Raw genomic sequence first — 21,867 nt, 5'->3', positions numbered from 1 at the left:
CCTCTTCGCCCCGTACCGCTATTGGTTCCATGGTGCTTCCTGCATGGAGCTTGGCGATATGCGGCCGGCGGCCTTGTGTACGCGGCCTTGGCTTTTACCCCAGGACCTGAGTTATTCTCATTAACTCAGGGCCTGCTGTTTCGTCGCCGACAAGCGCCCCGTTGTCATTAACCACAATGCCGCCTCTAATAAAGCTTCTCCCCTTATTAACCGTGCCTACGTCAACTCTCGTCTTGAAGTACTCCGAAAGTTTTTTCAAGTCTTCGTCTGTAGCCTCAGGCGCCACTAAGACGCCTCTTGAGTTAGCTACTGCGAGTGAGCCGACAAGCGGGTTGCCAGCTATTGTGTCTACAATTACCTCTACGCCTAGGGTGTCTACAATTATCTTCCGTACCTCAGGCTCTAAGAGTGGCGAGACGACAGCCACTTTATTGTTCGCCAATATGAGGTTAGAGATGGCTGTGTACTTGCTATTTACAACACCCACATTCAACCCAAGGGCTTTAAAAAGTCTTACCTCTTCCTCTAGTGCTAATGCGGAAAGTAACACGCCGTTGTCGTTCAGTACAAGAAAAATGCCAAGTAAAGGAGATTTGGCAACTGTAAATCTGGCGATAGATGTGCGGAGAGTGTTCCGCACTACATCGTCAATTTTTTCAGGCGCATCAGGCGGTAGAAATGTTACCGTGTTGTTTGTAGCTATGAATACCCCCACAGAGGGGCTTCCAAATATTCTGACGGGAGCTATATCAAAGGTCATTCTTTTAGTTCTACCTTTACTACGCCATCACTATATTTCTCAACAACCACGTGGACTTTTCTAGGCGGCTTTTCAATGCTACGCGACCATATCGCCATATTTAACCGCTGTCCAATTTTCACAGCCTTAGGCTCAACCTTTAGATGTCTGGCGATAAATCTTCTGACTAAACCAACCGCATACTTTGCCCTCTTAGTTCTTGAAACGACATACGCCCTCCTTAGGTTAATTATATATTCCCTAGTGAGTACGACCTTCTTCTCCTCAGACACAGCTAAGCAGAAAAAGGGACGTTTTAAAATTTAGCCGCCGTCGTCAGCCGGCAGCACCTAGGGGCTTTCTCCTCTATGCCGTCATTGACGCCGGGCCGCCTGGGCATAGGGCCGGCGGTGCACAGCCTTTTGTAAATACCTCCAAGGCTCTTCTCTTGGTGTTTATCATCGCGGCTACGTTGCGGTCTCTCTTCTCATGAAGTTTAGAGGCAGGTAAAGCGACGACCCCACCAGTGACAGACTCTGCCGCATTAAAAGGACGAGGTTTACTTGATCTTCACCCTAGTGGCTCAGCCGTTAGCCCCAATATAGCTCTGGCCTTTTTTCTCTAACTTCTTTTACGCCCTTTTTAGGAAAACTTATTTCATACACGACATATTGTGAAGATACCTTATTATATGTTCTTCTGTAAATTTTTCAAGCAAAGTAAATTAAATAAATACAATGACAGTATTTAATGTGATAGATCCGGAGAAATTGCTTGCGCTTGTGGAGAAGTATGCTGTGAAGACAGTAGATGGCGTTATATATAGGCGGTATAAACGGTTTAGAGCGGATAGATGGTATGGAGGTATTGCCACAGCAGACGTTGTCGGCTGTAACCTACGGTGTGGTATGTGTTGGGCGTGGAGAAACACTTCGTATGTACTTACGGCGGGGGCGTGGATGTCTCCATACGAAGTTGCAGACAAGCTTAGAAAAATTGTAAAAGAGAAGGGATTTAATCAAGTGAGGATCTCCGGCGGCGAGCCCCTTATTGCGCCTAAGCATTTAATTAAAGTAATAGACGAGCTGAGAGACTATGTATTTATCGTGGAGACAAACGGCATTCTCATAGACAAGGCGGTTGCGAAAGAGCTTGCGGCAAGGCCAAACGCAGTCGTTAGAGTTTCAATTAAGGGGGCCGCCCCTTGGGAATTTGAAAAAATTACTTGGTCGCCTGGAGTCTATTTCTACAGACAGATAGAGGCTATTCAACTTTTGATAGAAAGCGGCATGACGCCTTGTCAAGACGTATATCCCGCGGCGATGTTAGGATTTTCGACAGATGAAAGCATAAGACAGCTTGAGAAGACTCTAGAAGAGATAGACAAACGGCTGTCACAATGTATTGATGTAGAATATGTAATACTGTATCCTCATGTAGTTAAACTCATGGAGATGCGGGGACTTAGGCCAACTCACGCAGTGACCCCAAGTGGCGTGCCCACCTTTATGATATGATGCGACACAGTAGGGAAGACCGCTGTCTTAGTCTCACTCTTTATCCAAGTCTTACGCTTTCACTACTAGATGAGAATTATGTAAAAATCTTTGGGGTGAAAAAAGGCGTAAAAGCGTCGGAGGATCAGTATATATCTGGCCGTTGGTACAACCCTTGGAGATATATAAATGATGTAGACGGCGATTTACGCAACAGAGTACATAGGCTCGTGGAGTTATACGGCGATTGTATTGGCATTTCAATCTCGCCTGGAGATGAGGATCTTCTTTTTGTAACTGCTTTCTTAACGCAAAATACAAACTATCATACTAATGTCCTACGGTGGATACGTCGCATTTTTTCATTATCAGAAGACTTGAGAGAGATTGTAAAGATAGCGTCTCAAATTGGGCGAAGTTATCAACTACAGCGGCTTCCACAAGCCATAGAGGATTATATAAGACTGGGGAGACCCCGCAGTAGGGGGGAGTTGCTTAAAATAGCAGGCGTAGGCCCTAAAGTCGCCGACCTCTTTTTGCTTTTTACAGGCGATGTCACATCTGCCCCCGTAGATAAACATTTCATGAGGACTGCCCCAAAGTTGGGCTTAGCCGGAGAGACGCCAAGGGCAAACTACTGCCGCAAGTACACATGTGAGACATGTCCTCTCTCTTCGCGCTGTCTCAGAGGGCTGTCATATAGAAAGCTAGGCCGACTCGCAGGCTGGGTGCAGACGGTGTCGTATCTAATCGATAAGGGACTCGTCGGCGGTTTAGCTTAAATACTGACTAAAAGCACCAAAAACTCATGGGGTGGACGTAAGAGGAAATGAGGAAGAGTTTGTCGTTACGCCCTGGGAGGTGAGGGGGAGGGTAGACTACGATAAGCTTCTTAAACACTTTGGTGCGAGGAGATTAACACCAGACGAAGTGGCGTTGCTTGAGAAATATGCCGGCGAAGTACATCCACTAATTAAAAGGGGGTTCTTCTATGCCCATAGAGACTTCGACACTATCTTGAAGTGGCACGGCGAGGGGAAGCCCTGGGCTTTATACACGGGGAGAGGGCCAAGCGGGCCTGTACACATAGGCCACATGGTCCCGTGGATATTGCTGAAGTGGTTCTCGGACAAGTTCAACCTTGAGGTCTACTTCCAGATGACAGACGACGAGAAGTTCTACGACGACCCGGAGATGAAGCTAGACGAGGCCACCGGCTGGGCGTATGAAAACGCCCTAGACGTAATTGCCTTGGGCTTCACGCCCGACAAACTACACCTCATAGTGGACACAAAAGACATCGAGCCGCTCTACCCCATCGCGGTGAGGGTAGCCAAGAAGCTCACCTGGAACACGGTCAAGGCCACCTTCGGCTTCACCGACTCCACAAACATAGGCCTTATCTTCTACCCGTCGCTGCAGATAGCCGTCGCATTCCTCCCCACAGAGCTCCGCGGCCAGCCCACCCCCGTGTTGATACCATGTGCCATAGATCAAGACCCCTACTTCAGGCTGGCCAGAGATATAGCGGACAGCCTCGGCTACCCCAAGCCCGCCACCATATACTCGAAGTTCATAATGGCGCTTACGGGGGAGAGCAAGATGTCTGCCTCAAACCCGGACTCAGCAATATATACAACAGACGACGAGAAAACCGTAAAGAGGAAGATAATGAACGCCTTCACGGGGGGCCGGCCCACGGCGGAGGAACAACGTAAATACGGCGGCAACCCCGATATATGTCCTGTCTTCCACTACCACATGTTGTTTGACCCAGACGACGCCTCTGTGGAGAAAATCCGGCAGGACTGCAAGTCGGGCGCTATGCTTTGCGGAGAGTGCAAACTAAAACTCTACGAGAAGATCTCGAGGTTTCTAAAAGATCATAGGGAGAGGAGAGAAAAAGCACGCGGGAGAGTCGACGAGTACCGTATAAGCGCCAAGCTCAGGTGACCACCTTACCTATCGCGTAGGTGCCGCCTACTTTTTCTATCTGTATCTTCACTCTCTGGCCAGGTTCTGCTCCTGGTATAAATATTACAAATCCTTCAACTCTTGCAACCCCATCGCCCTTTCTAGATTTTTCTATAACTTCCACCTCTAATACATCTCCTTCTTTAACAGGCTTCGGACCAGACGGGCTGCGTCGTCCACGAAACGGCCCTCTTTTTGGCCTTCGTTCCATCTACCCCAAGGAGACCCCCTATATAAACGTTTCTGGCGGTTGTAGATGTCTATGTTTTACACATGCCGAGATGAATCAGAGATATAGAAAAGCTTATAAAGTTGGCAACTCTTGAATGCAGGGCCCGTAGCTCAGCCTGGTAGAGCGGCGGAGGACCCAGTCGGGCCTGCCGAGGCTCTTAGGGGCGGTTGCCGCCCGTAGAAACCCGTAGGTCGTGGGTTCGAATCCCACCGGGCCCGCTACGTTCTCTAATCGTGCTTTTAGCAAAAAGCTTAAAAAGTGTGGGTAGGACATCTACGGGGCCCGTAGTCTAGCGGTAGGATGCCCAGGGGCAGAGCCCCGCAGAAGCCTGACGCGCGGGTGATCCCGGGTTCAAATCCCGGCGGGCCCACTAAATACCCAACATCCTTATTAAGACTGCTATGAGAGGGTAGAGTGTCTATGTTCGAGATATTTTCAACAGTTTTTCTAATAAAGGGGAGGGACTTCGAATGTATAACTTCGATAGGAGATTATCACGTGGCTGTTACTGAAAACGGCGCTGTTTACGCCATGTGGTGTAGAGAGGGGGGCGTATGTGAAGATTGTGTAGAGTTTCCGATATATGGAGATGTTGTCGTATATATACCAAGACGTTTCTACAAATGTCTAAGTTGTCTACTAGGGGAGCTCTTTAATGCAGGGCTTTTTAACATCTCTGTCGGCAAGCTAGTGGTGGTACAGCGACAAGCATTTCTTGTGCCTCCTATGGTGAAAGAACGCAGAAATCCAGAGCGTCTCGCCAAGAGAGCAAAAGGAGTTTTGGAAAATTACATGCTTAAGATACTTGCGTCTTCTCTCAGTTCGTGTTGCAAATTTTAAAATATACACCGTTGCACCTATGTGTTTGTAATTCAGGAAGTGGCCTCTAGAGGCCTTACTGTAGTCTACGGGCCGCCTGGAAGCGGAAAGACTAGCGTTGCCGCTAAACTTGCCGACAAAGTGACAAATAGAATACTGTGGATTAGTACAAATGAACCGCCAAACATACTAAAGACGACTTTTGCTAGAGTTGGCGCCAACGCCGAGAAATTCTATGTATTCGACTTCCCAAGAGCCTTTAGAGGGAATATAGCTAAGTTTATTGCAGACCATATCCACGAATATGAGGCGCTAGTAGTAGATACGATAAATGGGATTGCGCCACATGAAGAGAAATTAGAAGAATTAGCTCACGGCTTTCTCTACCAGCTTTCTAAAGATATGCCAATCATAGCTGTAGTAGAGGGCGTGTCAAAGCAAGTGTTTTACATAGCAGATAACTTAGTCAAAGTGTGGAGTAAAGAAAACGCACTGGGCCATACAGTTAGATATCTTAAATCTTGTTAAATCTAGACATGCGCCCCCTAGTGAACGTTTTCTTTTCGACTTTCTAGAGGGCATAGGGCTCGTCTACGTATATCCGAATAAAAACCCTTGGTCATAAAGTCGCCGATGCCTGAAGACGCAACGCTTCTTGGCGTAGAGGAACTATACAAATCTCAGATAGTAGGCATATATGGGACAGATAAGAGAAAGCTTGCGAAAAAATTAGAAGAGCTCGCTTCAACGCGTGATCTATTCTACCTTTCGCTATTTCCGCAGACAACACTCCCAGTGGAGTTAGAGGAAAATAGAGTTAAAGTAGCTACGACATTTCGTGATATTATAGAAACTATATATAACATATACTCTGGGCGTATGAAAGTCAAAGTATTTGTGGTTTCGGGCATCAGAGACATAGAAAGAATTCTGGGCAATGACGTTGTTGATTATATAAACGCTGTAGCTAGTGTCGCAAGATTTTGTTGATTATATAGTAGACTTCGAGTTGGCAACAGAAGGGGCTTGGCTTTCAGAAACTTTTCTTGATATAAGGATTCGGCTTTAAAAAAACCCTATAGACGCAATTACAAACCTCTTCTTTGGCTTTTCCATATGTCGTCAGACAGCTAAGTTTATAATTGCTGCGACTATCCATCTGCACTATTTAAATAAGATATAGAAAAGTTGGAAATGTGTTAGGTATATTGGAGGCGGTTGTGGCGCGGGCTTCTCAATACTTACTCGATAGCTTCAAAAAAGGTCGAGGTGTCGAAATTATTTTAGACAAGGGAGATGATGTAACTAGAGAAATCGACTTAGCAATAGAGGAGTTGGTGTACTATATGTTAAAAGAAAACTTTAGAGAGGGCGGGGTTCTATATGCAGAAGAGCGGGGGGTCTATAGATGGGGAGACGAGCGGTATATGTTTGTTCTTGATCCGCTAGACGGCTCGCTTAACTATACTGTCGGGATACCAATCTTTGCCATTTCTTTAGCAGCTGGAAAATACAGAGAAGGAACGCTTGGGGATTTAGAATACGCAACGGTATCTATTTTACCAATGGGAGATATATATACTGCCAGTCCAGAGCTCGGCGCTCGGAAAAACGGAAGGCCTATCAAAAGAAGAAGGAAAAGTAATATAGTTTTTGTAGCCATTAGCAACGGATTTCCTGACAAGACTTGTGAAATTTTGCGAAAAATGGGGCTAAAGGGGAGGAGTTTGGGCAGTTCTGCCGCAGAACTAATATATACAGCCGAAGGAATTGCAAAAGGCTTTGTAGACCTCAGAGGGAGGTTACGTGTATTAGATATCGCGGGGGCGTTGACGTTTTCAAAATATATCCCCGGCTTTAAATACGTAATCTATGGACAACAATATCCAGATTCAAGAATCTCTATTATAGCAGGAGATGAAGATTTTGTAGATGCAGTATCAAATTGATGACCAGATTAAGAACTTCCTATTGGCCCTCTCTAGAGTTTTAGATATAAGGATAGAGAAGGTTCTAGATCTATATTTCTATGTAACTCCTGAGACTGTGAGAATAGTTGAAATAGTTGAGAGAGGAAGTAAGATAGTTGGACTAAGGCTGGCCGTAAGATCAAGGAAAAAACCAGATGTTTGGTATTATGTCGCAGTAGGCGAATATGGGGCTAAGTGTACGTGTGAAGGTAATACAGTAGGGGGAAAGATTTGTAGACACATCATCATAGGGGTAATAACCTGGAATGTCCTCTCTCTTATAAAACACGGCGAGGGAATAGATCTCTCTAAGCTTACATGGCTGTATACTAGAGAAAAAGACGTCTGATTTTCGTCCGCCCATCCCTAGACGATGTCTAGAAACCTCCTTCTCGCCTATGCCGTTGTCGGCAACCTCGGACGTGGGGCCGGGCGGCACGTAGCTCCCTTTTAAAGCCGTACTTCGCGAGCTATTACGACATCTCTGTGTGTCTCTTTGATATGTTACGTCTGCACTGGCTGAGTTGTTGTTAGACACGATGATGGTGTGGATACGGCAACTAGGTATTAATTTTTATCTTTCTGTGTTGTTTTTTATGGGTGACGAGAGGCGAGTGGCGATTGATGAGCGAGGATTTGAACGCTGATAACCTCGCCGATATTTTTATCAAGATATCTCCTAGTAAAACGCTATATATCAACAGTAGTAAGTTACAATTTGGTGGTAGTCGTATATTGGGAAGAGTAGAAATTAGAGAAGATGGCGTCTATCTAAACGAAAAATTGGTTGTATTTAGACGCGCCTTGAGATGTCCTGTTAAAGTTGGCGGGCTATATCTCTGTAGCGACCCTCCTGAAATACCTAGGTTTTTCTACCGTGAGGTTTTTACAGAGGGGTTAAATAAAGCTCTTAGAATTTCTGAACTTTATGCAACAGATAGGTTAAATAGTGGCGATTGTCTCGCCGAATATCTATATGCTGTTATTAAAGGGTCACGTCCTCTTTGGGATATCTACCGCAGGGGGGAGCCTATAGCTCTGCGAAGATGTAGAGAGACTCTTGGTGTATTAATTGCCAGGGGGTTAAGAGAGCGTAAGCTTTACACGCCGCCAAATCTAGACAAGATATCTGCAGCTCTTCTTGGGCTGTTGAAGTTTAGAGATGTGCTTGAGGTAATAGACCAGTCGTGGCTTGGATTTGCTATAGCTATGCGATATGGCATCTACAGCGCGTTAAAATGGAGACTTTCTCTGAGCTATGAGAGTTGGTTGCTTCTATTTGGGATCTATGCCGCATTAGATCCTGTGGTTATGCCAGGAGGCGTTGCCGTAGACTTGGGGCTGTTGAGAGCTCTTCCATATATTGTTGCAAAAGTGATGGGAAGGTGGCTCGTTGCGTTTAATGTAGCAGGGCTGTATATTGCAGCCGGCAATATAAACATGATGGTAGACGGGGGAAGAAAGAGGGCTAAATACGCATCATGCGAAGGCGATAGATGTGTAGTGGGCAACCTCCTCTTTAACCAGTGTGTGGATATGGAGTGCGGTATTGTTAGGACATCGGATTTTGAATTTAAAGGTTTAGTTAAATGTCGCAATTTCGGTACGACGTTTATAACTGTGGAGCCGTGTAAATAATACTCTTGAATGTATATAAACTGGGTAGGAACTTACCTCAACGTGCCTAAGATCCCTGTAAAAGTTGTGACATTTGACGAAATTGTTGAGTGGAGTAGGAAATTAGCAGAGAAAATCAAAGAGAGTAACTGGCAACCAGACGTAATAGTAGCTGTGGCCCGCGGCGGTTATGTACCAGCGCGCCTTCTCTGTGATTGGCTTGGCGTGAGCGACCTCCTCAGTGTACAAGTGGTACATTGGCCTTCTGCTGCACAAATCGCTGAGAAAGCTTATGTGAAATATCCAATTAACGTAGATCTAAGTGGTAAAAGAGTGTTGGTAGTAGACGATATTGTCGACACTGGCGATAGTATCGAGCTTGCAAAAAAGAGTCTCGAAGAGTGTTGTAGACCAAAAGAGGTTAAGACAGCCGCGTTACAGGTAATAACAAGCGTTGCCAAATTTATGCCGGATTTCTACGCAGTAGAGGTTAGAGAGTGGATTTGGTTTGCCTATCAATGGAATGCCGTAGAAGATGCCACAGGCTTTATTATGAAGATCGTAAAAGAGACTGGAAAAACCGAGTGGTGTCTTGACGAACTAATACAAGCGCATCTAGAGTGGTACGGTAGTGAATATGTAGAGAAGAGATTTGGCTATATGCTGTACGCTTTGGATATGCTTGTTAAAAGAGGCTATATTAAGCTTAGCAAATGTCTAGCCTCTCCTAATATCGCGGTACGTTAATACTAGAACTATATCTCCTCTTTTTACGCCCCCCGGCGGTATTAAAGCTACACCACACGCATCCGGCTCTGTAAAACTATGGTGTCTAGCCTTAATAGGTATTGCATGAAGTCCGCTTTCAGTAACCTCAAGTTTTACCCGCACAATCTGAGCCATCTCGCCCTGTATATCTTGTGTAATTACCGCATAATGCCAGTCGTGGCCTGGCGCTTTATTTACATTCGCCATATATCTGAGAACTGGCTCTACGATTCTAATAACGCCGTGAAGTGCGCTTATCGGATAGCCGGAAAGTCCAAAGACAGGCTTCCCTCCTACTACTGCCACACTCGTAGGTCTTCCAGGCTTCATGCGAAATCCTCTAAGCCCCCCAAAGCCTAGTTTGTAAAAATGGTCTATCTCGCTAGGCCCTGCGCCGCCGGTTATAATAACTGCATCGTATAGCTTAAGAAATCTGTCTACTACTGCTCGCACCTCCTCGTGTCTATCTCCGGTGATTATTTTTTCTCTAACTTCTACATATGGCATAAACGTCTGGATATACCACGCAACTAGAGATCCCGTCGATTCAATAACCTTTCCACGTAACACTAGTTCACTAGCTGTATCTGGATCGATAGGCGGGGCGATTAATTCATCGCCTGTTGTAACAATGCCGACGCGTACCCTTCTATATGCATATAGCGTAGTGATGCCGACGTCGAGAAGACCTACAACATCAAACGGCGTGACTACAGTGCCTTGTTTTAATAATACAACACCCTTACGTACATATGAGCCAGGAGGGTCTACATTGGCGTATTTTTCAAACTTCCTATCTACCAGAATGTACTCCCCCTCTCTTTTTACAGCTTCCTCAGGCACAACAGCGTCGGCGCCCTCAGGCAGAAAAGCTCCCACCGTGACATAAGCGGCCTCGCCGCTATTCAATACTATATCTCTCCTATATTGCCCTACGAGAATAGTTCCGACGACTCTGAACTTTCCCGGCGTTGCGCTAGAGTTAACAGCATAGCCGTCATAGGCGGCCCTAGGATATGGGGGATAGTCGTGAGGCGCTATAACATCTCTGGCAACTACGCGGCCTGCCGCATCCCATACGGCGATTTTCTCCACGTCTTCTATTTTGTTGACTTGTGGTAAGATATCTGCCACTTTATAAACTGGGTTTAAGCCAGACAGATATCTCATAGGTTTCATTACGCTAAAGTTTTAAAATTTGTATAAAGTGCTCTATGGTGATGCCGTCAGGGTTACGGTGATTTGGTGACCGAAGGCGCTACAGCTGACGTATATTTATATTTACGGTCTCCCCACGAGTTATATGGGGAGACGAAGAAAGACTAGAAAGATAATTCCAAAGCTAAAGAAGACATTACCAAAAATCTTTACCTGCCCCCACTGTGGCGCTCAATTAGTTACAGTAAAAAAGACAGAAAACGGCTATTTAGTAATATGTGGCAACTGTGGCTTACGTTACGAATTTGAAGAGCGGCCGGGGTGGATGGCTGTGGATTACTATAACGCTTTCGTAGACCTATATCTAGAGGGCAAAATAACACCACTGCAAAGAAAACAAGAAGGAGTTGATGGCAATGAAACTATATGAATATCTAGTAGAGGGTACGAAACACTTCACATTGATAGACCCAGATAAATCAGTTGACTATCTAAAGATTGCTAAATACGCTTTAGAGGCAGGGACTGACGGCATACTAGTCGGCGGATCTTTAGGCATTAGAGAGAGCCAGATTACACAAGTTGTCAAAGACATAAAATCAATAGCGCACGTCCCAGTCGTAATTTTCCCAGGCTCTATTTCGCAACTCACTGACGAAGCAGATGGCGTATTATTTCTCAGCGTGCTAAACTCGCTAGACCCCTATTATATAATTGGGGCTCAGATACAAGGCGCTGTCCTATTGGCAAAGCACTATCCCAAGTTGGAAGTTATATCAACAGCTTATATTATAATAGGTGACGGCGGCGCCGCAGGTTTTGTCTCAATGAGTAAGCCAATACCATACACAAGGCCCGACATTGTTATGGCATATGCATTAGCTGCAAATTACATAGGTTTTAAGGCGGTGTATTTAGAAGCTGGCAGCGGGGCGCCTCAGCCAGCGCCCCCAGAGATGGTAAGAGCCGCGAGAAGAGTCTTTCCAAGAATTTTAATTGTGGGCGGCGGTATTAGAAGCGGAGAGGTAGCTTATACAATTGCGCGGGAGAAGCCAAATGTGATAGTAACTGGGACCTTAGCTGAGGAGAAACCTGAGAAACTCGGCGAGATAATAAGAGCAATAAAATCTGCCTAAGCCTTTAGCTTCGTCCTACGCCAGTGTCTACGTGTGGGAGATCTAGTGACTCTTCTCTTAGTTTTCACAACAACCCACACAGGGGGGTTTCTATTAGACTTAAGCGCGGCGGCTAGTCTTAACTTTTTGCCAAGAGGCTTATTACGGGCCATGGCCGTGTTTTAATCAGAGAGTTTAAAAACTTTAGAGACGAAATCTATACTCCCGGCGTGTCTGGCTATAGATAGCCTCTAAAATTTTCTTTAATGTCTCATCATCTATAGGCACTTTTACTCTCCCAGAGGAAGCTAGAGCAATCAGCTGTTGCTCAAGAGCTTCCGCCAGCTCAGGCCTCACAACTCTGATATTATCTAACCTTGCAAGAGCTTCAGGAGTGAGTATTCTTTTCAATGCAACTCTTCTCTGAGCTGCCGCTATTTGTGCCTGCCGCTCAAGCTCTGCCCTTTTTTGTAACTCCTCCAGCTTCCTCCTCCTTATCTCCTCTAGTTCTCTATCTTCAAAACCCCCCTCAGCCATTACTCCTTAGGCGGCGCGATGTATTTCAAAAGCTCCGGTCTTGTCTTTGTAAGCTCTCTTCCAATTTTTGCAGCTATCCTGTCGACAAGCGACTTGCCCTCTGGAGTCAATATTCTCCCCTGTTTGGTCTTAGCGACTAGACCAGCTTGTTCAAGCTGTTGTAATATCTTTCTAATTATGGCGCCCCCCGCTTTTCTAGTTCTTTCAGGTCTTGTCTTATCGCCTATCTTAGCCCTGTAGCCATAGGCCGTCCTTAAGCTACCGACGCCAACAGGCCCATATAGGTATAGTTTTCTCATTATAGATGCTGCTCTTATATACCACCAGTCTTCGTTCATAGGAGGCCTCTCTTTGTTAGCCCCAGTTTTTACAAAAGGCGCCCATACCGGCGGCTTTACCTGCGGTATATTCTCTTTTATATATTTAGCTAATTCAGCTATTAACATATCGGCAGGAACTTCTTTAACTGACGTCACGCCCCAGTTATAGCCCCGATTTATAAGATTTTTGTCTCAAAGAATTTATATACCACACGTCGTTTGTAGCGGCATGAGATTTTGTCCTAACGACAAGAGTTTGTTAATCCCTGTAAGAAAGGGGGATAAGACCGTATTGAGATGTCCAAAATGTGGATATGAAGAGGAGATTAGCGGCGATGCGAAAAACAGATATCAGAGCAAGTCTATTGTAGAGAGTAAAAACACTATCATAGTGGTGTCTGATAATATAATAAATCTGCCTAAGGTTAAGACTAGGGGATGTCCCAAATGTGGACACGACGAGGCTTATGTATGGGTTCAACAAACTAGAGCGGCAGATGAGCCGCCAACGCGTTTCTACAGATGTACAAAATGTGGATATACATGGCGCGAATACGAATAATACCAATCTACAGACTTAAAAATAGGGTGGTGATATAATAACATGTCGAAACACATATTAACATACCTAGACGCCAAGGAATTTGCATATATAGTAGACTCAATTTCTGTATTGGTAGAGGAGGCAAGTTTTATCGTCAGAAGCGACGGCCTTTACCTCAGGGCACTTGATGCATCTAGAACTGCGATGGTAGATCTTTCAATACCCAAGGAGGCGTTTGAAGAATTTCCAGAAGTAGAGGAGTTGCGTATTGGCCTCAATTTCAAAGACTTGAAGAAGGTCTTGAGACGGATTAAGAAGGGGGATAAGATATCTATGGAGATTGAGGAGGGTAGAGTGAGAATAAAACTAGTTGGGAAATCTGTGAGATCTATTACAATACCGACGATAGAGGTTGTCAGCGAAGACCTCCCAACGCCAAAGGTAGTATTTACGGCAATGGTAAAAACTGCCAGCGATGTCTTAGCTTCTGCAGTAAAAGACGCAGATGCTATAGCAGATGAGATAAAATTTGAGGCTAATGAAGAGGCGTTGTTAATGAAGGCGTCTAGCGATAAAGGCGAGGTAGAAGTTAAGCTTGATAAAAACAGCGAGCTCGTCTACGAATTTGATGTAAAAGAGCCTGCTTCCGCCCGATACTCTCTGGAATATCTAGTTGATATTGTCGGAAAGACGTCTAAAATCAGCGACATAGTTACAATTGAGTTAGCAACGGCGAAACCCCTACTGTTGACCTTCGACATTCCCGCGGGCGGCAAAATCTCCTACTTCCTAGCGCCTAGAGTAGAGTGATCGTCGAAGTCTTTTTCCGCAACTTCTACCGGAATTATGCAAAATTTGACATAGACGCGGTCGAGAAAAGAGAGTTTGCATTTCAATATTTTGAAGGCGGTATAGTTAGACATAGAGCTTTCAAAACTTTGGAAGAATTGAAAAAATTTGTTATAGAAAAAACGCCAAGACATATATACCACTCTTCGGCATATTACGAAAGGCCGGGCGAAGAAGATATGGAACGAAAAGGCTGGCTGGGGGCAGACTTAATATTTGACATAGACGGTGATCACCTTGATACAGAGGCTTGTAGAGAAAGCAAACTTGTGTCCATAGCTTGTCTTAATGATGCAAAAGAAGAGGCCAACAAGCTAATTGACGTCCTCACAGGAGAGCTAGGGCTGAAGCCTAGGCGTGTTGTGTTTTCTGGCAACAGAGGTTTCCACATACATGTGTCTGAAGAGGAGGTGTTAACATTAGGGGCTAAGGAGAGGAGAGAGCTTGTCAACTACCTAAAGGCCGTGGGTTTCGACCCCTCTCGTTTCGTCGTAAAGAAGGGGAGGAAAAAAGTCGTTTTGTACGAGGAGGAGGTCGGCGGAAACCTCTTTAGAATTAGACAGGGAGTTGAAGACCCAAGAGCTTTAAAAATAGAAATAGACGAAGTTGTTACCCAGGATATACACAGGCTAATTAGAGTACCCGGCTCTATAAACGGAAAGACAGGACTGTTGGCGCTCCCCCTCTCTCAACAAGACCTCGAAAAAGATGTAGAGCAGATTGTAGAACGCGCAATTGTCTTTAAGAAGGGCAACTTAAAACTTAGATTTAACAAGACATTTGAAGGCGCTGTCTTATTTGAAAAAATAAATGCTAGAGAAGGCGATGTAAAAGTACTTCCTGCATATCTTGCAATATATTTAGAACTGCAAGAAATAGGTAAAATATATGATTGAGAAACTAAGACTTTGGCTTACGGCGGAGGTAAATTCACGCCTATTAACAGAACCCCCCTACAGCTCATACGCAGAAGTGGCCGAACGGTTTATAAAAGAGCTACAAAACTCGCCCCTTCCCCAGAGTCTCCAAGACAAAGTAAAAGACCACATAATCTCGACTCTATTAGCTATTGTAGACCTTAGAATTAAGAAAATACTATGGGAGCTCAGCCAGGGTAGAACTCCTAGTAACATGACTGCAGAAGAGGAGAGACTAATAGGCCCCCTGCTTAAGATAAGACAAGCCAGCCCGCAGAGGAAGAAATCACAGAACTACGTGGTGGTCCAATTTTTGGTGTCTCACCCAGCCATAGTAACAGAGGAGTTTATCCAAATAGGCCCCTTTGCCAAAGGAGATTTAGCTAAGCTACCGGCGAGAGACGCCAAAGATCTAGAGGAGAGGGGTGTGGCAAAGAGGTTTCCATAAGACTTTGTCAGAGCGCCATTGGGAGGAGCTAGTTTTCCATGTTTGTCAGGAGACCTACGGCGCGAAAGATTTATTTTTTACTCAATTCCAGCGTTGGTTGATGAAATTTCCCAAGTCTGTTAATAAGTACTGCCCACGTTGCAACACTTATACAAAACACACAGTATCTCACTACCACGCCGGCCAGAGGCGCACTTTAGCAGAAGGCCAGAGAAGATATGAGAGAAAACTAAAGGGGTACGGCTCTACTCCAAAGCCTAAGCAAAAACGTTTTGCAAAAGTAAATAAGAAAGTGACTCTCGTCTTTACATGTACTAAATGCGGTTATAAAACTGTGAGAAGTCTTGGTAGAATGAAGAAAGTAGAGCTAGTATAGTATGCCAGTTAAATTTAGCAAGGTCTTAATCCCACAACCTCGGTCTAAGTTTATAAAAGTCAGATGTCCAGACTGTGGAAATGAACAAGTAGTATTTTCCCACGCGGCTATGGTAGTGCGCTGTTTAGTTTGTGGCAGAGTACTCGCCGAGCCAACCGGTGGAAAAGCTAGACTTGCGGGACACGTAGTGAAAATACTAGAATAGCTAAACAGATTTATACCAAATACCCCCATCGCCTTATGAAACTGGTTAAGAAAGATCTCCCAGACGTCGGAGAGCTGGTAATTGGTACCGTCAAAAAAATAGCTGAACACGGCGCATACATTTACCTTGATGAATACGAGCTGGAGGCCTTCGCGCCTACGCAAGAGATTATACAGTCTTGGTTCCACTCGATTAGAGACTACGTGAAGGAGGGGAATAAGACAGTGTTTAAGGTAATTAGCGTAAACCCGAGGATGAGAGTCGTGGAAGTGTCGCTAAAGCGCGTCCGCGTCGACGAGAAGGAGAAGAAGCTCTTGCTCTACCGCCACAAGGTCAGAGTGCTCAAGATGCTCGAGATAGCCATGAAGAAGCTGGGCAGGCCGCCGGAGGAGGCGCTTAAGGCGCTGTGGTACCTGGAGGAGCAGTTCGGAGACCCCTTCAAGGTGTTTGAAGAGGTCGTGAAAACCGGCCCCCACGTCCTAGATGACCTGGAGCTAGACCCCCAGCTCAAGGAGCAGATTGTGGAGCTTGCGAGACAACAGGTGGAGATACCCCCCACCAAGATATCCGGCATAATAAAGGCCGTCAGCGTCGAGGGCGACGGGGCGGAGAGGATAAAAGCCGCCCTAGCGGAGCTGGCGAAAACCCTACATGAGAAATACCCCAGCGTTTCTGTGAAGATATACGTGGTGGGGCCCCCGAGGTACCGCATAGACCTTGTAGGCCAGGCGCCTAAGCAGGTGGAGGCCGCCTTCACAGAGCTGGCAAACATACTACAGACGCTACAGAAGAAGCACAAAGTAATAGCCACGGTGCAGCGCCTAGAATGAGGTCACTCCTGAGGCGTTGCACAAAATGTGGGGCCTACACGCTGTCTAAGGAGAAGTGCCCCAGGTGCGGAGGCCCCGTCAAGGTGCCACATCCGCCGAAGTACTCCCCAGAGGATAAATACCAGAGGTATAGAATCCTACAGAAGCTGTCGACGGGCGCACTTCCCGTCAGAGAGGAGACAAAGGAGAGAATTCTGAAAGACCTCCTCGGAGGGCCTTAACTCCCCTCCACCTCGTACACCACCACCCAGCCGTAGGGCTTGGAGACGTATACAAGCCTCAGAGGCCGCGGGTCGGCCGTAACCAGGGGGATCCTCTGGGTGGTGTTCGTCAATGGGTCAACGACGACGTCTACCCCGCCGCGGTCCCAGCCCTTGATCACGTAGGCCCCCAAGCTCTGGAGCTGCGGCGTTATGTCGGTCGGCAGATAGACGTTGCCGCCGACGAGCCTCAGAGATCTAAATGACGTGAAGCCCCCGCCTGGTTGCTCCACGCCCTCGAAGATCCAGGGGAGGAACTGGCTGTAGTTGCCATATATGGGGAAGAACCTTTCCTTGGAGAAGAGCATGGCGTACAACGTCCTGTTTAAATCCAGCGGGACGGGGTAGTAGCTACCCCCGATGGTGAAGTAGGCGTACGCCGTGTTAGGCGGAGGACCTGGGAAAGACATCACCCTCGTGTATATGTAGTCCTCGGGGCTCATGCCGCGCGCCTTTAACACATCCGCGGCGTAGCCCACGTTCTCCAGAGCTATCTTCGTCATCCAGTAGGACTTTAAGAAGTCGCCGCCCGGCGGATACTCGTGTACGAGGAGAGGCACTTGCTGGCCTGTGGACAAGGTGACAGGGTATATGGCGTAGGGCATGATGGCGAGGACATACTTGGTGCCGAACTGCCTCGTAAATATGGCGGCGCCTATCTGAGGCGGCGCCATAAATGCGAGGCCTATCTTGCCTATCTGTGTCGCGTTTATCGTCGAGTTGTCGGCGAGGCTTGTCTTGTTCCCGACGACAGATATCCAGTAGCCGTAGTCCCACCACGACGCCACGGGCTCGTAAGGCGGCAGACGGGTCTTAAGCCACATCAAGGCGTCTACGAAGTCGTCGCTCACCACTCCCACAGCGGAGGTGGCGATCTGGGTAGGTTGCCTAGCGAGGCCTTGAACAAAGCCCTGGCCTTGCGAGACGGTTGGCATTACGGCGGAGAACAGCATCACAGTGGAGACCACGGCCGCCGCCATTACGATGTGGCCAAACCTCCTGTTGTCGACGAGCTTAACCATGCCTACGGCCGTTGCGAGCAACGCGGCAGGCGCTAGAAGCACGAGGAGGCGGACCATGGTGGCGGCGGAGTAGCCAGCAGTAACTAGGTAAGACAGCGCCAGCAGGCCGCTGGGCGTGAAGAGATACGGCAGAGAGGCAACTATGAACGGGATTATGGGGCCGTACCTACTCAAGATCTGTATAAACTGAGTTGTCGAGTGTTCCGCGACGCTGGCCACGATCGCCGATCTGCCGAAGGGCAGAAGGGTGGCGAGGAACTTCCCGCCGATGAGCCCAGCCGCGATAGCCGCTGCGAACACCGCCACGCCGACGGCCACCACGCCTGCGACAGCCCATATGTAGCGCCTCAGTAACTCAGCGGTTTTGGCGGCGCCGAGCTTTAAGCCAAGCGCCCACGTCAACGCTGCCGAGGCGAGGCCGAAAGTCGGCAGGATGTTGAAGGCGCTCGCCACCGTGTGTACGCCGTATCTAGGTATAGCCGCCACAAAGGCCGCGTATACCACGTAGAATAGGAGGTAGGACAGGAAGAAGTTCCTCGCGTCGAAGGGGAGCTCCGGGGGTCTGCTCTTCTTCCCCGGCTTCGCCAGGGCGAGCTTTAGGTAGTAGTAGGCGGGGAGGACCATGGCGTATAGGCCGACTAAGTTCCAGACGTAGAAGTGCCCGCCCCACGTCCACACCACGTAGCCCAACGCGGCGCCTGCCAGAGCCCCAGTCCACGGCCTCCTAAGGCCGTCTATCAACAGGGCAAGGCCCAGGGGGATTAGGAAGAGACTTATCGGCTCGTCGTCGAACCAAGCGGCAAAGCCGCGTTCGACGAAGGCCGGCGCTATGGCAGTGAGCAACGCGGCGGCTAGGCCAACTCTAACCCCGCCGTTTGGTATACCCAACTCGCTCCCAACCCTATACCCCAGGTAGAACATGGAAAAGACAGCCAGAGAGTTCATTATCGCCGGAGCCGCTATGACGGCGTGCCACAGATCTACCCCGAAGGGGCGTAGGAGGGCGTAGACAAAGAGGCCGTAGAGGGAGGTGCCCGGGAGGAGTACTCTGCCCCAGTCTACGCCGTAGGGGTGCCAGAACTGGGTAAACTGCGCACCGCCCCACCACCACCCAACGCCATGCTCAAGAGTGTACTTGGCCAGGTAGTACCTTATGTAGGGGTCAAACTCGTCCAGCCACCACCCCCAGAGAAACACCCTATACATCCTGGCGTAGAGAGCGATGGCAAACGCCGCCAATAGGGCTGGCACGGCAAGTAGAAGTTTCCCTTTCCTGTCCATGACGGACGGAACGGCCCCTAATATATCTTTAACGTGCCGCTCTCTTTAAGCCTATGGCTATTTTTATCGGCTTCCTCTCCAGCGGCGAGAGACACTTGGGGCAGACTCCACCCCACATTTTATAGACAGCTTCTACAGTCTTAGGCTCCGGCCCCTTATATAGTATAAATCCACATGAATCGCATTTCACAACAAACACTGACAAAAGACATATCCGGCTTATTAAAGTTTCCTAGATAATACTAGTCTTACACCTATCGATAGATTACAGCCTTTGAACATGCGAGAGGCGATCTGCCCACGCACGCAGATTTTCGCTACGAAAACCCCTCGCCGGGGTTAACACCTAAGGCTATGTCTGCTAGTTTAGAAACAGCGGAGTTATAACCCCGGCCTCTGTAGAGTTGTGTAGAGCCAGAAGTTAAAACAAAGGACGAGAAATACACGCCCACCGCAATCTCCCTTGGCCGAAAACAGGGCTTATAAAAGAGATTGGGGAGTCTTTGCGAAACTTTTTCCCTTGAGATATACATTATGAAAATGTTGAAACTTATGTAGTGACAACTGCGACAAGCCTCGCCCTTTAGGGCGGGCTTTACCCCGGCGGATTGTATTTAGCAGAGTTGTGAAGGCTTAGATATAGACGCTACAATTCGGAGACTCTTCGAAGAGCGCCGGCCTCGTGCCAGTGACAGCCAGGCCGTCGGTGAAGGGCGCAAGCGGGGGACTTTAGTGGTGAGTTGTCAACATAGAGATACAGCCACTCCGTCGTGATATGTAAACGCTAGCGCATCTATTTCGTCTTCCTCCAACTCTGGATATTTTGCCTTAAGCCACCTTCTTGTCCAACCTGCGGCTAGCTCGTCCACAAGCCGCACTTCGCGGCATCCGACAAGCGTAGCCGCTTTTTTAACGTCGACGTAAGGAGAAGAGCCTATGTAAATCTGGAGAGGCCCAATATTTCTTAAAATCTCTTCTACAGTCTTCCAGTCTAATACGGCGTGGAGAATAGGCTCTCCTCTCCATACATAAGCCATGCCGTTTCTAGACGTGCCGAGGTCCACCCCCACCTTTCCACCTCCAAGTAGTTTAGGCAAGAGAGTAAACAACTCTTGTGCAACACAACGATAGCTGTCGCAATGTAATACGATATCTCCCCCTTCTCTAAGTTTAGCATCGACAATAGTTATATCCCCCCGCTCAAAAAGAGCTATGTTAAACGATACCCTCCTTACGACTTCAAAGAGACTCCTCCTCCCCAAGAACCCCAGCCTCAACGCTGTAGATAAAATTAAATAAATATATATCTAACGGCGGCGTATGCTCCTTACTGTAATCATAGCTAAACTAACTGGCAGACCTCTCGCGTTGTGTGACGTGGGAGATGTAGACGGGATAGCGTCTGCAGCTCTTTTTAAAAGAGCTAATCCACGGGGGGCGGTCGTACTGGCGGGGCCAGCCGACGTAAAAAAATGGTGGATTAGACTAACGAGGTGGGATTTTGTGGCAGACCTCCCCTGTCCAGGCAGAGTAAGAGTGAGGGCAGATCACCACAAGACTAACAAGCCCTGTGCAGAAGTGGAGTTTTACGACCCAGAGGCCCCCGCATCAGCGCTATTGGCAGCTAAAGCACTTGGCTTAGAAAACGACGAGGCGGCTAAGCAGTTGGTAGACGCCGCTATACAAACAGATACAGCCAATATAACAGACCCCAGAGTGAGGCTTCTAGATCTCGCGATTAGATACGCCGACAGAAGAGAGAAGTTGGCCGCGGTAGAAAAACTTGCAAAAGCTGGACTTGTTGCATTAGAAGAGGAGCCTTTGAAATCGCTTGCCCAGAGAGGTTTAGAGAGGAATAGACAAATCCAAGAAATAGCTACAAAACTGCCGGCAGAGGAGACCCTATTTATATACAGCCCCATACGCTTAGGCATATCCTACCGTCTACTCACGATAGAGCTTGAGAAAAAGGGCGTAAAATTTGTAAATATACTAGTTAGACGAGGTTGGAGAGTCTACAGGCTATACTGCGGCGCGCATAGAGATAGCCCATACGATTGTACAGAAGTTGCAACACGTATGGGAGGAGGCGGGCATAAATACGCAGCAGGAGCCCACATCAAAGCCCCAATATACGACAGACATAGGCCTCTACGACAACTCATACAGCTTCTAAAACCCAGCGTTGTTTATGTACTTGGCAGTTGCAACAATATAAACGTGCCTTGTAGAGCTATAGAGGTGATGAGTAGAGGTTCAGGCGAGAGATGAGCGCCCTTCAGCGGCACTGAGTCTATAGCCCTAAGCGTCCATTACTACAGCCCTGCCCAAAGCCGAGCTAGACGACGATAAATTGTCTAAGGCCGATGTCTATGAAAAACTATTAAATG

At 47.5% G+C, this 21,867-nt stretch carries 31 protein-coding genes and 2 tRNA genes; 23 read left to right on the top strand and 10 right to left on the bottom strand.

Annotated elements, in window-relative coordinates; translation table 11 throughout:
• Nucleotides 1-94: 94 nt before the first annotated feature.
• Nucleotides 95-760 (bottom strand): translation initiation factor IF-6, encoded by a 666-nt coding sequence (locus PISL_RS02350; RefSeq protein WP_011762213.1) that lies wholly within the window; start codon nucleotides 758-760, stop codon nucleotides 95-97.
• Nucleotides 757-1,032, bottom strand: coding sequence for a 50S ribosomal protein L31e (locus tag PISL_RS02345; RefSeq protein ID WP_011762212.1), 276 nt, complete (start codon nucleotides 1,030-1,032; stop codon nucleotides 757-759). Before PISL_RS02345 ends, PISL_RS02350 begins: the two co-directional genes overlap by 4 nt.
• 459 nt (nucleotides 1,033-1,491) lie before the next feature.
• On the opposite strand from PISL_RS02345, the gene PISL_RS02340 reads away from it, so the two are divergent.
• The 3 genes from PISL_RS02340 to PISL_RS02330 are packed head-to-tail and all read left to right on the top strand — an operon-like array spanning nucleotide 1,492 to nucleotide 4,188.
• The gene (locus PISL_RS02340; protein ID WP_053240277.1) at nucleotides 1,492-2,256 is read left to right on the top strand and encodes a radical SAM protein; all 765 of its coding nucleotides are present in this window, start codon (nucleotides 1,492-1,494) and stop codon (nucleotides 2,254-2,256) included.
• Nucleotides 2,253-3,017, top strand: a complete 765-nt coding sequence (locus PISL_RS02335; protein WP_011762210.1) for an HhH-GDP family DNA glycosylase — start codon at nucleotides 2,253-2,255, stop codon at nucleotides 3,015-3,017. Before PISL_RS02340 ends, PISL_RS02335 begins: the two co-directional genes overlap by 4 nt.
• 31 nt (nucleotides 3,018-3,048) lie before the next feature.
• On the top strand, nucleotides 3,049-4,188 hold the full coding sequence (locus PISL_RS02330) for a tryptophan--tRNA ligase (RefSeq protein WP_011762209.1): 1,140 nt from the start codon (nucleotides 3,049-3,051) through the stop codon (nucleotides 4,186-4,188).
• On the opposite strand, the gene PISL_RS02325 is transcribed toward PISL_RS02330, so the two are convergent.
• On the bottom strand, nucleotides 4,181-4,420 hold the full coding sequence (locus PISL_RS02325) for a TRAM domain-containing protein (protein ID WP_011762208.1): 240 nt from the start codon (nucleotides 4,418-4,420) through the stop codon (nucleotides 4,181-4,183). The two genes, PISL_RS02330 and PISL_RS02325, sit on opposite strands and share 8 nt — an antisense overlap.
• 120 nt (nucleotides 4,421-4,540) lie before the next feature.
• Here PISL_RS02325 and PISL_RS10575 point away from each other — a divergent pair.
• The 9 genes from PISL_RS10575 (at nucleotide 4,541) to PISL_RS02285 (ending at nucleotide 9,594) form a co-directional block, all read left to right on the top strand.
• Nucleotides 4,541-4,659: transfer RNA gene (locus PISL_RS10575), tRNA-Lys, on the top strand.
• Between the two features lie 60 nt (nucleotides 4,660-4,719).
• Nucleotides 4,720-4,811, top strand: a tRNA-Val gene (locus tag PISL_RS02315).
• Between the two features lie 50 nt (nucleotides 4,812-4,861).
• Nucleotides 4,862-5,281, top strand: coding sequence for a hypothetical protein (locus PISL_RS02310; protein WP_245218478.1), 420 nt, complete (start codon nucleotides 4,862-4,864; stop codon nucleotides 5,279-5,281).
• A gap of 21 nt (nucleotides 5,282-5,302) precedes the next feature.
• Nucleotides 5,303-5,788 carry an RAD55 family ATPase gene (locus PISL_RS11275; RefSeq protein ID WP_011762206.1) on the top strand — a complete coding sequence of 162 codons (486 nt, stop codon included), beginning with the start codon at nucleotides 5,303-5,305 and terminating at the stop codon, nucleotides 5,786-5,788.
• 105 nt (nucleotides 5,789-5,893) lie between these two features.
• Entirely contained in the window at nucleotides 5,894-6,250 is a 357-nt protein-coding gene (locus PISL_RS11270; protein WP_011762205.1) for a hypothetical protein, read from the top strand.
• Nucleotides 6,251-6,456: 206 nt separating this feature from the next.
• Nucleotides 6,457-7,209: an inositol monophosphatase family protein gene (locus PISL_RS02300; RefSeq protein WP_011762204.1), complete on the top strand. Its 753-nt coding sequence runs from the start codon at nucleotides 6,457-6,459 to the stop codon at nucleotides 7,207-7,209.
• A complete protein-coding gene (locus tag PISL_RS02295; protein ID WP_011762203.1) occupies nucleotides 7,193-7,579 on the top strand; it encodes an SWIM zinc finger family protein in 387 nt (128 codons plus the stop codon). Before PISL_RS02300 ends, PISL_RS02295 begins: the two co-directional genes overlap by 17 nt.
• Before the next feature lie 275 nt (nucleotides 7,580-7,854).
• On the top strand, nucleotides 7,855-8,868 hold the full coding sequence (locus PISL_RS02290; protein WP_011762202.1) for a hypothetical protein: 1,014 nt from the start codon (nucleotides 7,855-7,857) through the stop codon (nucleotides 8,866-8,868).
• 42 nt (nucleotides 8,869-8,910) lie between these two features.
• On the top strand, nucleotides 8,911-9,594 hold the full coding sequence (locus PISL_RS02285; RefSeq protein WP_053240534.1) for a phosphoribosyltransferase: 684 nt from the start codon (nucleotides 8,911-8,913) through the stop codon (nucleotides 9,592-9,594).
• Here the strand turns inward: PISL_RS02285 and PISL_RS02280 are convergent.
• Nucleotides 9,565-10,785: a molybdopterin molybdotransferase MoeA gene (locus PISL_RS02280; protein WP_053240533.1), complete on the bottom strand. Its 1,221-nt coding sequence runs from the start codon at nucleotides 10,783-10,785 to the stop codon at nucleotides 9,565-9,567. The genes PISL_RS02285 and PISL_RS02280 overlap by 30 nt on opposite strands.
• Before the next feature lie 133 nt (nucleotides 10,786-10,918).
• Here PISL_RS02280 and PISL_RS02275 point away from each other — a divergent pair, with 133 nt between their 5' ends.
• Both PISL_RS02275 and PISL_RS02270 read left to right on the top strand, forming a co-directional pair.
• Entirely contained in the window at nucleotides 10,919-11,203 is a 285-nt protein-coding gene (locus PISL_RS02275; RefSeq protein ID WP_011762199.1) for a hypothetical protein, read from the top strand.
• Entirely contained in the window at nucleotides 11,190-11,909 is a 720-nt protein-coding gene (locus tag PISL_RS02270) for a phosphoglycerol geranylgeranyltransferase (protein WP_011762198.1), read from the top strand. The genes PISL_RS02275 and PISL_RS02270 overlap by 14 nt, the downstream gene beginning before the upstream one ends.
• Here PISL_RS02270 and PISL_RS02265 read toward each other — a convergent pair.
• Genes PISL_RS02265 through PISL_RS02255 form a run of 3 tightly spaced genes read right to left on the bottom strand, consistent with a single transcriptional unit; the run spans nucleotide 11,906 to nucleotide 12,901 of the window.
• Entirely contained in the window at nucleotides 11,906-12,061 is a 156-nt protein-coding gene (locus PISL_RS02265; protein ID WP_011762197.1) for a 50S ribosomal protein L39e, read from the bottom strand. The two genes, PISL_RS02270 and PISL_RS02265, sit on opposite strands and share 4 nt — an antisense overlap.
• A 31-nt stretch (nucleotides 12,062-12,092) precedes the next feature.
• Entirely contained in the window at nucleotides 12,093-12,425 is a 333-nt protein-coding gene (locus PISL_RS02260) for a DNA-binding protein (RefSeq protein ID WP_011762196.1), read from the bottom strand.
• Nucleotides 12,425-12,901: a 30S ribosomal protein S19e gene (locus PISL_RS02255; protein WP_011762195.1), complete on the bottom strand. Its 477-nt coding sequence runs from the start codon at nucleotides 12,899-12,901 to the stop codon at nucleotides 12,425-12,427. Before PISL_RS02255 ends, PISL_RS02260 begins: the two co-directional genes overlap by 1 nt.
• Before the next feature lie 73 nt (nucleotides 12,902-12,974).
• On the opposite strand from PISL_RS02255, the gene PISL_RS02250 reads away from it, so the two are divergent.
• The 8 genes from PISL_RS02250 to PISL_RS02220 all read left to right on the top strand — a co-directional run bounded on the left by PISL_RS02250 (nucleotide 12,975) and on the right by PISL_RS02220 (nucleotide 17,135).
• A complete protein-coding gene (locus tag PISL_RS02250; RefSeq protein ID WP_011762194.1) occupies nucleotides 12,975-13,307 on the top strand; it encodes a transcription factor S in 333 nt (110 codons plus the stop codon).
• 42 nt (nucleotides 13,308-13,349) lie between these two features.
• Nucleotides 13,350-14,099 (top strand): proliferating cell nuclear antigen (pcna), encoded by a 750-nt coding sequence (pcn, locus tag PISL_RS02245; protein ID WP_011762193.1) that lies wholly within the window; start codon nucleotides 13,350-13,352, stop codon nucleotides 14,097-14,099.
• Nucleotides 14,096-15,034 (top strand): DNA primase catalytic subunit PriS, encoded by a 939-nt coding sequence (gene priS, locus PISL_RS02240; RefSeq protein ID WP_011762192.1) that lies wholly within the window; start codon nucleotides 14,096-14,098, stop codon nucleotides 15,032-15,034. The genes pcn and priS overlap by 4 nt, the downstream gene beginning before the upstream one ends.
• Nucleotides 15,027-15,503 carry a DNA replication complex subunit Gins51 gene (locus PISL_RS02235; protein WP_011762191.1) on the top strand — a complete coding sequence of 159 codons (477 nt, stop codon included), beginning with the start codon at nucleotides 15,027-15,029 and terminating at the stop codon, nucleotides 15,501-15,503. Before priS ends, PISL_RS02235 begins: the two co-directional genes overlap by 8 nt.
• A gap of 100 nt (nucleotides 15,504-15,603) precedes the next feature.
• Nucleotides 15,604-15,879, top strand: coding sequence for a 50S ribosomal protein L44e (locus tag PISL_RS02230; protein WP_011762190.1), 276 nt, complete (start codon nucleotides 15,604-15,606; stop codon nucleotides 15,877-15,879).
• 1 nt (nucleotide 15,880) lies between these two features.
• Nucleotides 15,881-16,084 (top strand): 30S ribosomal protein S27e, encoded by a 204-nt coding sequence (locus PISL_RS10570; RefSeq protein WP_011762189.1) that lies wholly within the window; start codon nucleotides 15,881-15,883, stop codon nucleotides 16,082-16,084.
• A 35-nt stretch (nucleotides 16,085-16,119) separates the two neighbouring features.
• On the top strand, nucleotides 16,120-16,914 hold the full coding sequence (locus PISL_RS02225; protein ID WP_011762188.1) for a translation initiation factor IF-2 subunit alpha: 795 nt from the start codon (nucleotides 16,120-16,122) through the stop codon (nucleotides 16,912-16,914).
• Nucleotides 16,911-17,135: an RNA-protein complex protein Nop10 gene (locus PISL_RS02220; protein WP_011762187.1), complete on the top strand. Its 225-nt coding sequence runs from the start codon at nucleotides 16,911-16,913 to the stop codon at nucleotides 17,133-17,135. Before PISL_RS02225 ends, PISL_RS02220 begins: the two co-directional genes overlap by 4 nt.
• Here PISL_RS02220 and PISL_RS02215 read toward each other — a convergent pair.
• From PISL_RS02215 to PISL_RS02205, 3 genes are all read right to left on the bottom strand, one after another.
• Entirely contained in the window at nucleotides 17,132-19,477 is a 2,346-nt protein-coding gene (locus PISL_RS02215; RefSeq protein WP_011762186.1) for an STT3 domain-containing protein, read from the bottom strand. The two genes, PISL_RS02220 and PISL_RS02215, sit on opposite strands and share 4 nt — an antisense overlap.
• 28 nt (nucleotides 19,478-19,505) lie before the next feature.
• The gene (locus PISL_RS10565; RefSeq protein WP_167827604.1) at nucleotides 19,506-19,676 is read right to left on the bottom strand and encodes a hypothetical protein; all 171 of its coding nucleotides are present in this window, start codon (nucleotides 19,674-19,676) and stop codon (nucleotides 19,506-19,508) included.
• Nucleotides 19,677-20,220: 544 nt separating this feature from the next.
• Nucleotides 20,221-20,754 (bottom strand): hypothetical protein, encoded by a 534-nt coding sequence (locus PISL_RS02205; RefSeq protein ID WP_053240275.1) that lies wholly within the window; start codon nucleotides 20,752-20,754, stop codon nucleotides 20,221-20,223.
• A gap of 43 nt (nucleotides 20,755-20,797) precedes the next feature.
• Between PISL_RS02205 and PISL_RS02200 the strand changes: the two genes are divergently transcribed.
• The gene (locus PISL_RS02200; RefSeq protein ID WP_011762184.1) at nucleotides 20,798-21,748 is read left to right on the top strand and encodes a DHH family phosphoesterase; all 951 of its coding nucleotides are present in this window, start codon (nucleotides 20,798-20,800) and stop codon (nucleotides 21,746-21,748) included.
• Nucleotides 21,749-21,867 lie beyond the last annotated feature (119 nt).

Source organism: Pyrobaculum islandicum DSM 4184, from assembly GCF_000015205.1.
Taxonomy (GTDB): domain Archaea; phylum Thermoproteota; class Thermoprotei; order Thermoproteales; family Thermoproteaceae; genus Pyrobaculum; species Pyrobaculum islandicum.
The sequence above is the reverse complement of the archived record's forward strand: the minus strand, read 5'-3'. Positions and strand labels throughout refer to the sequence as shown.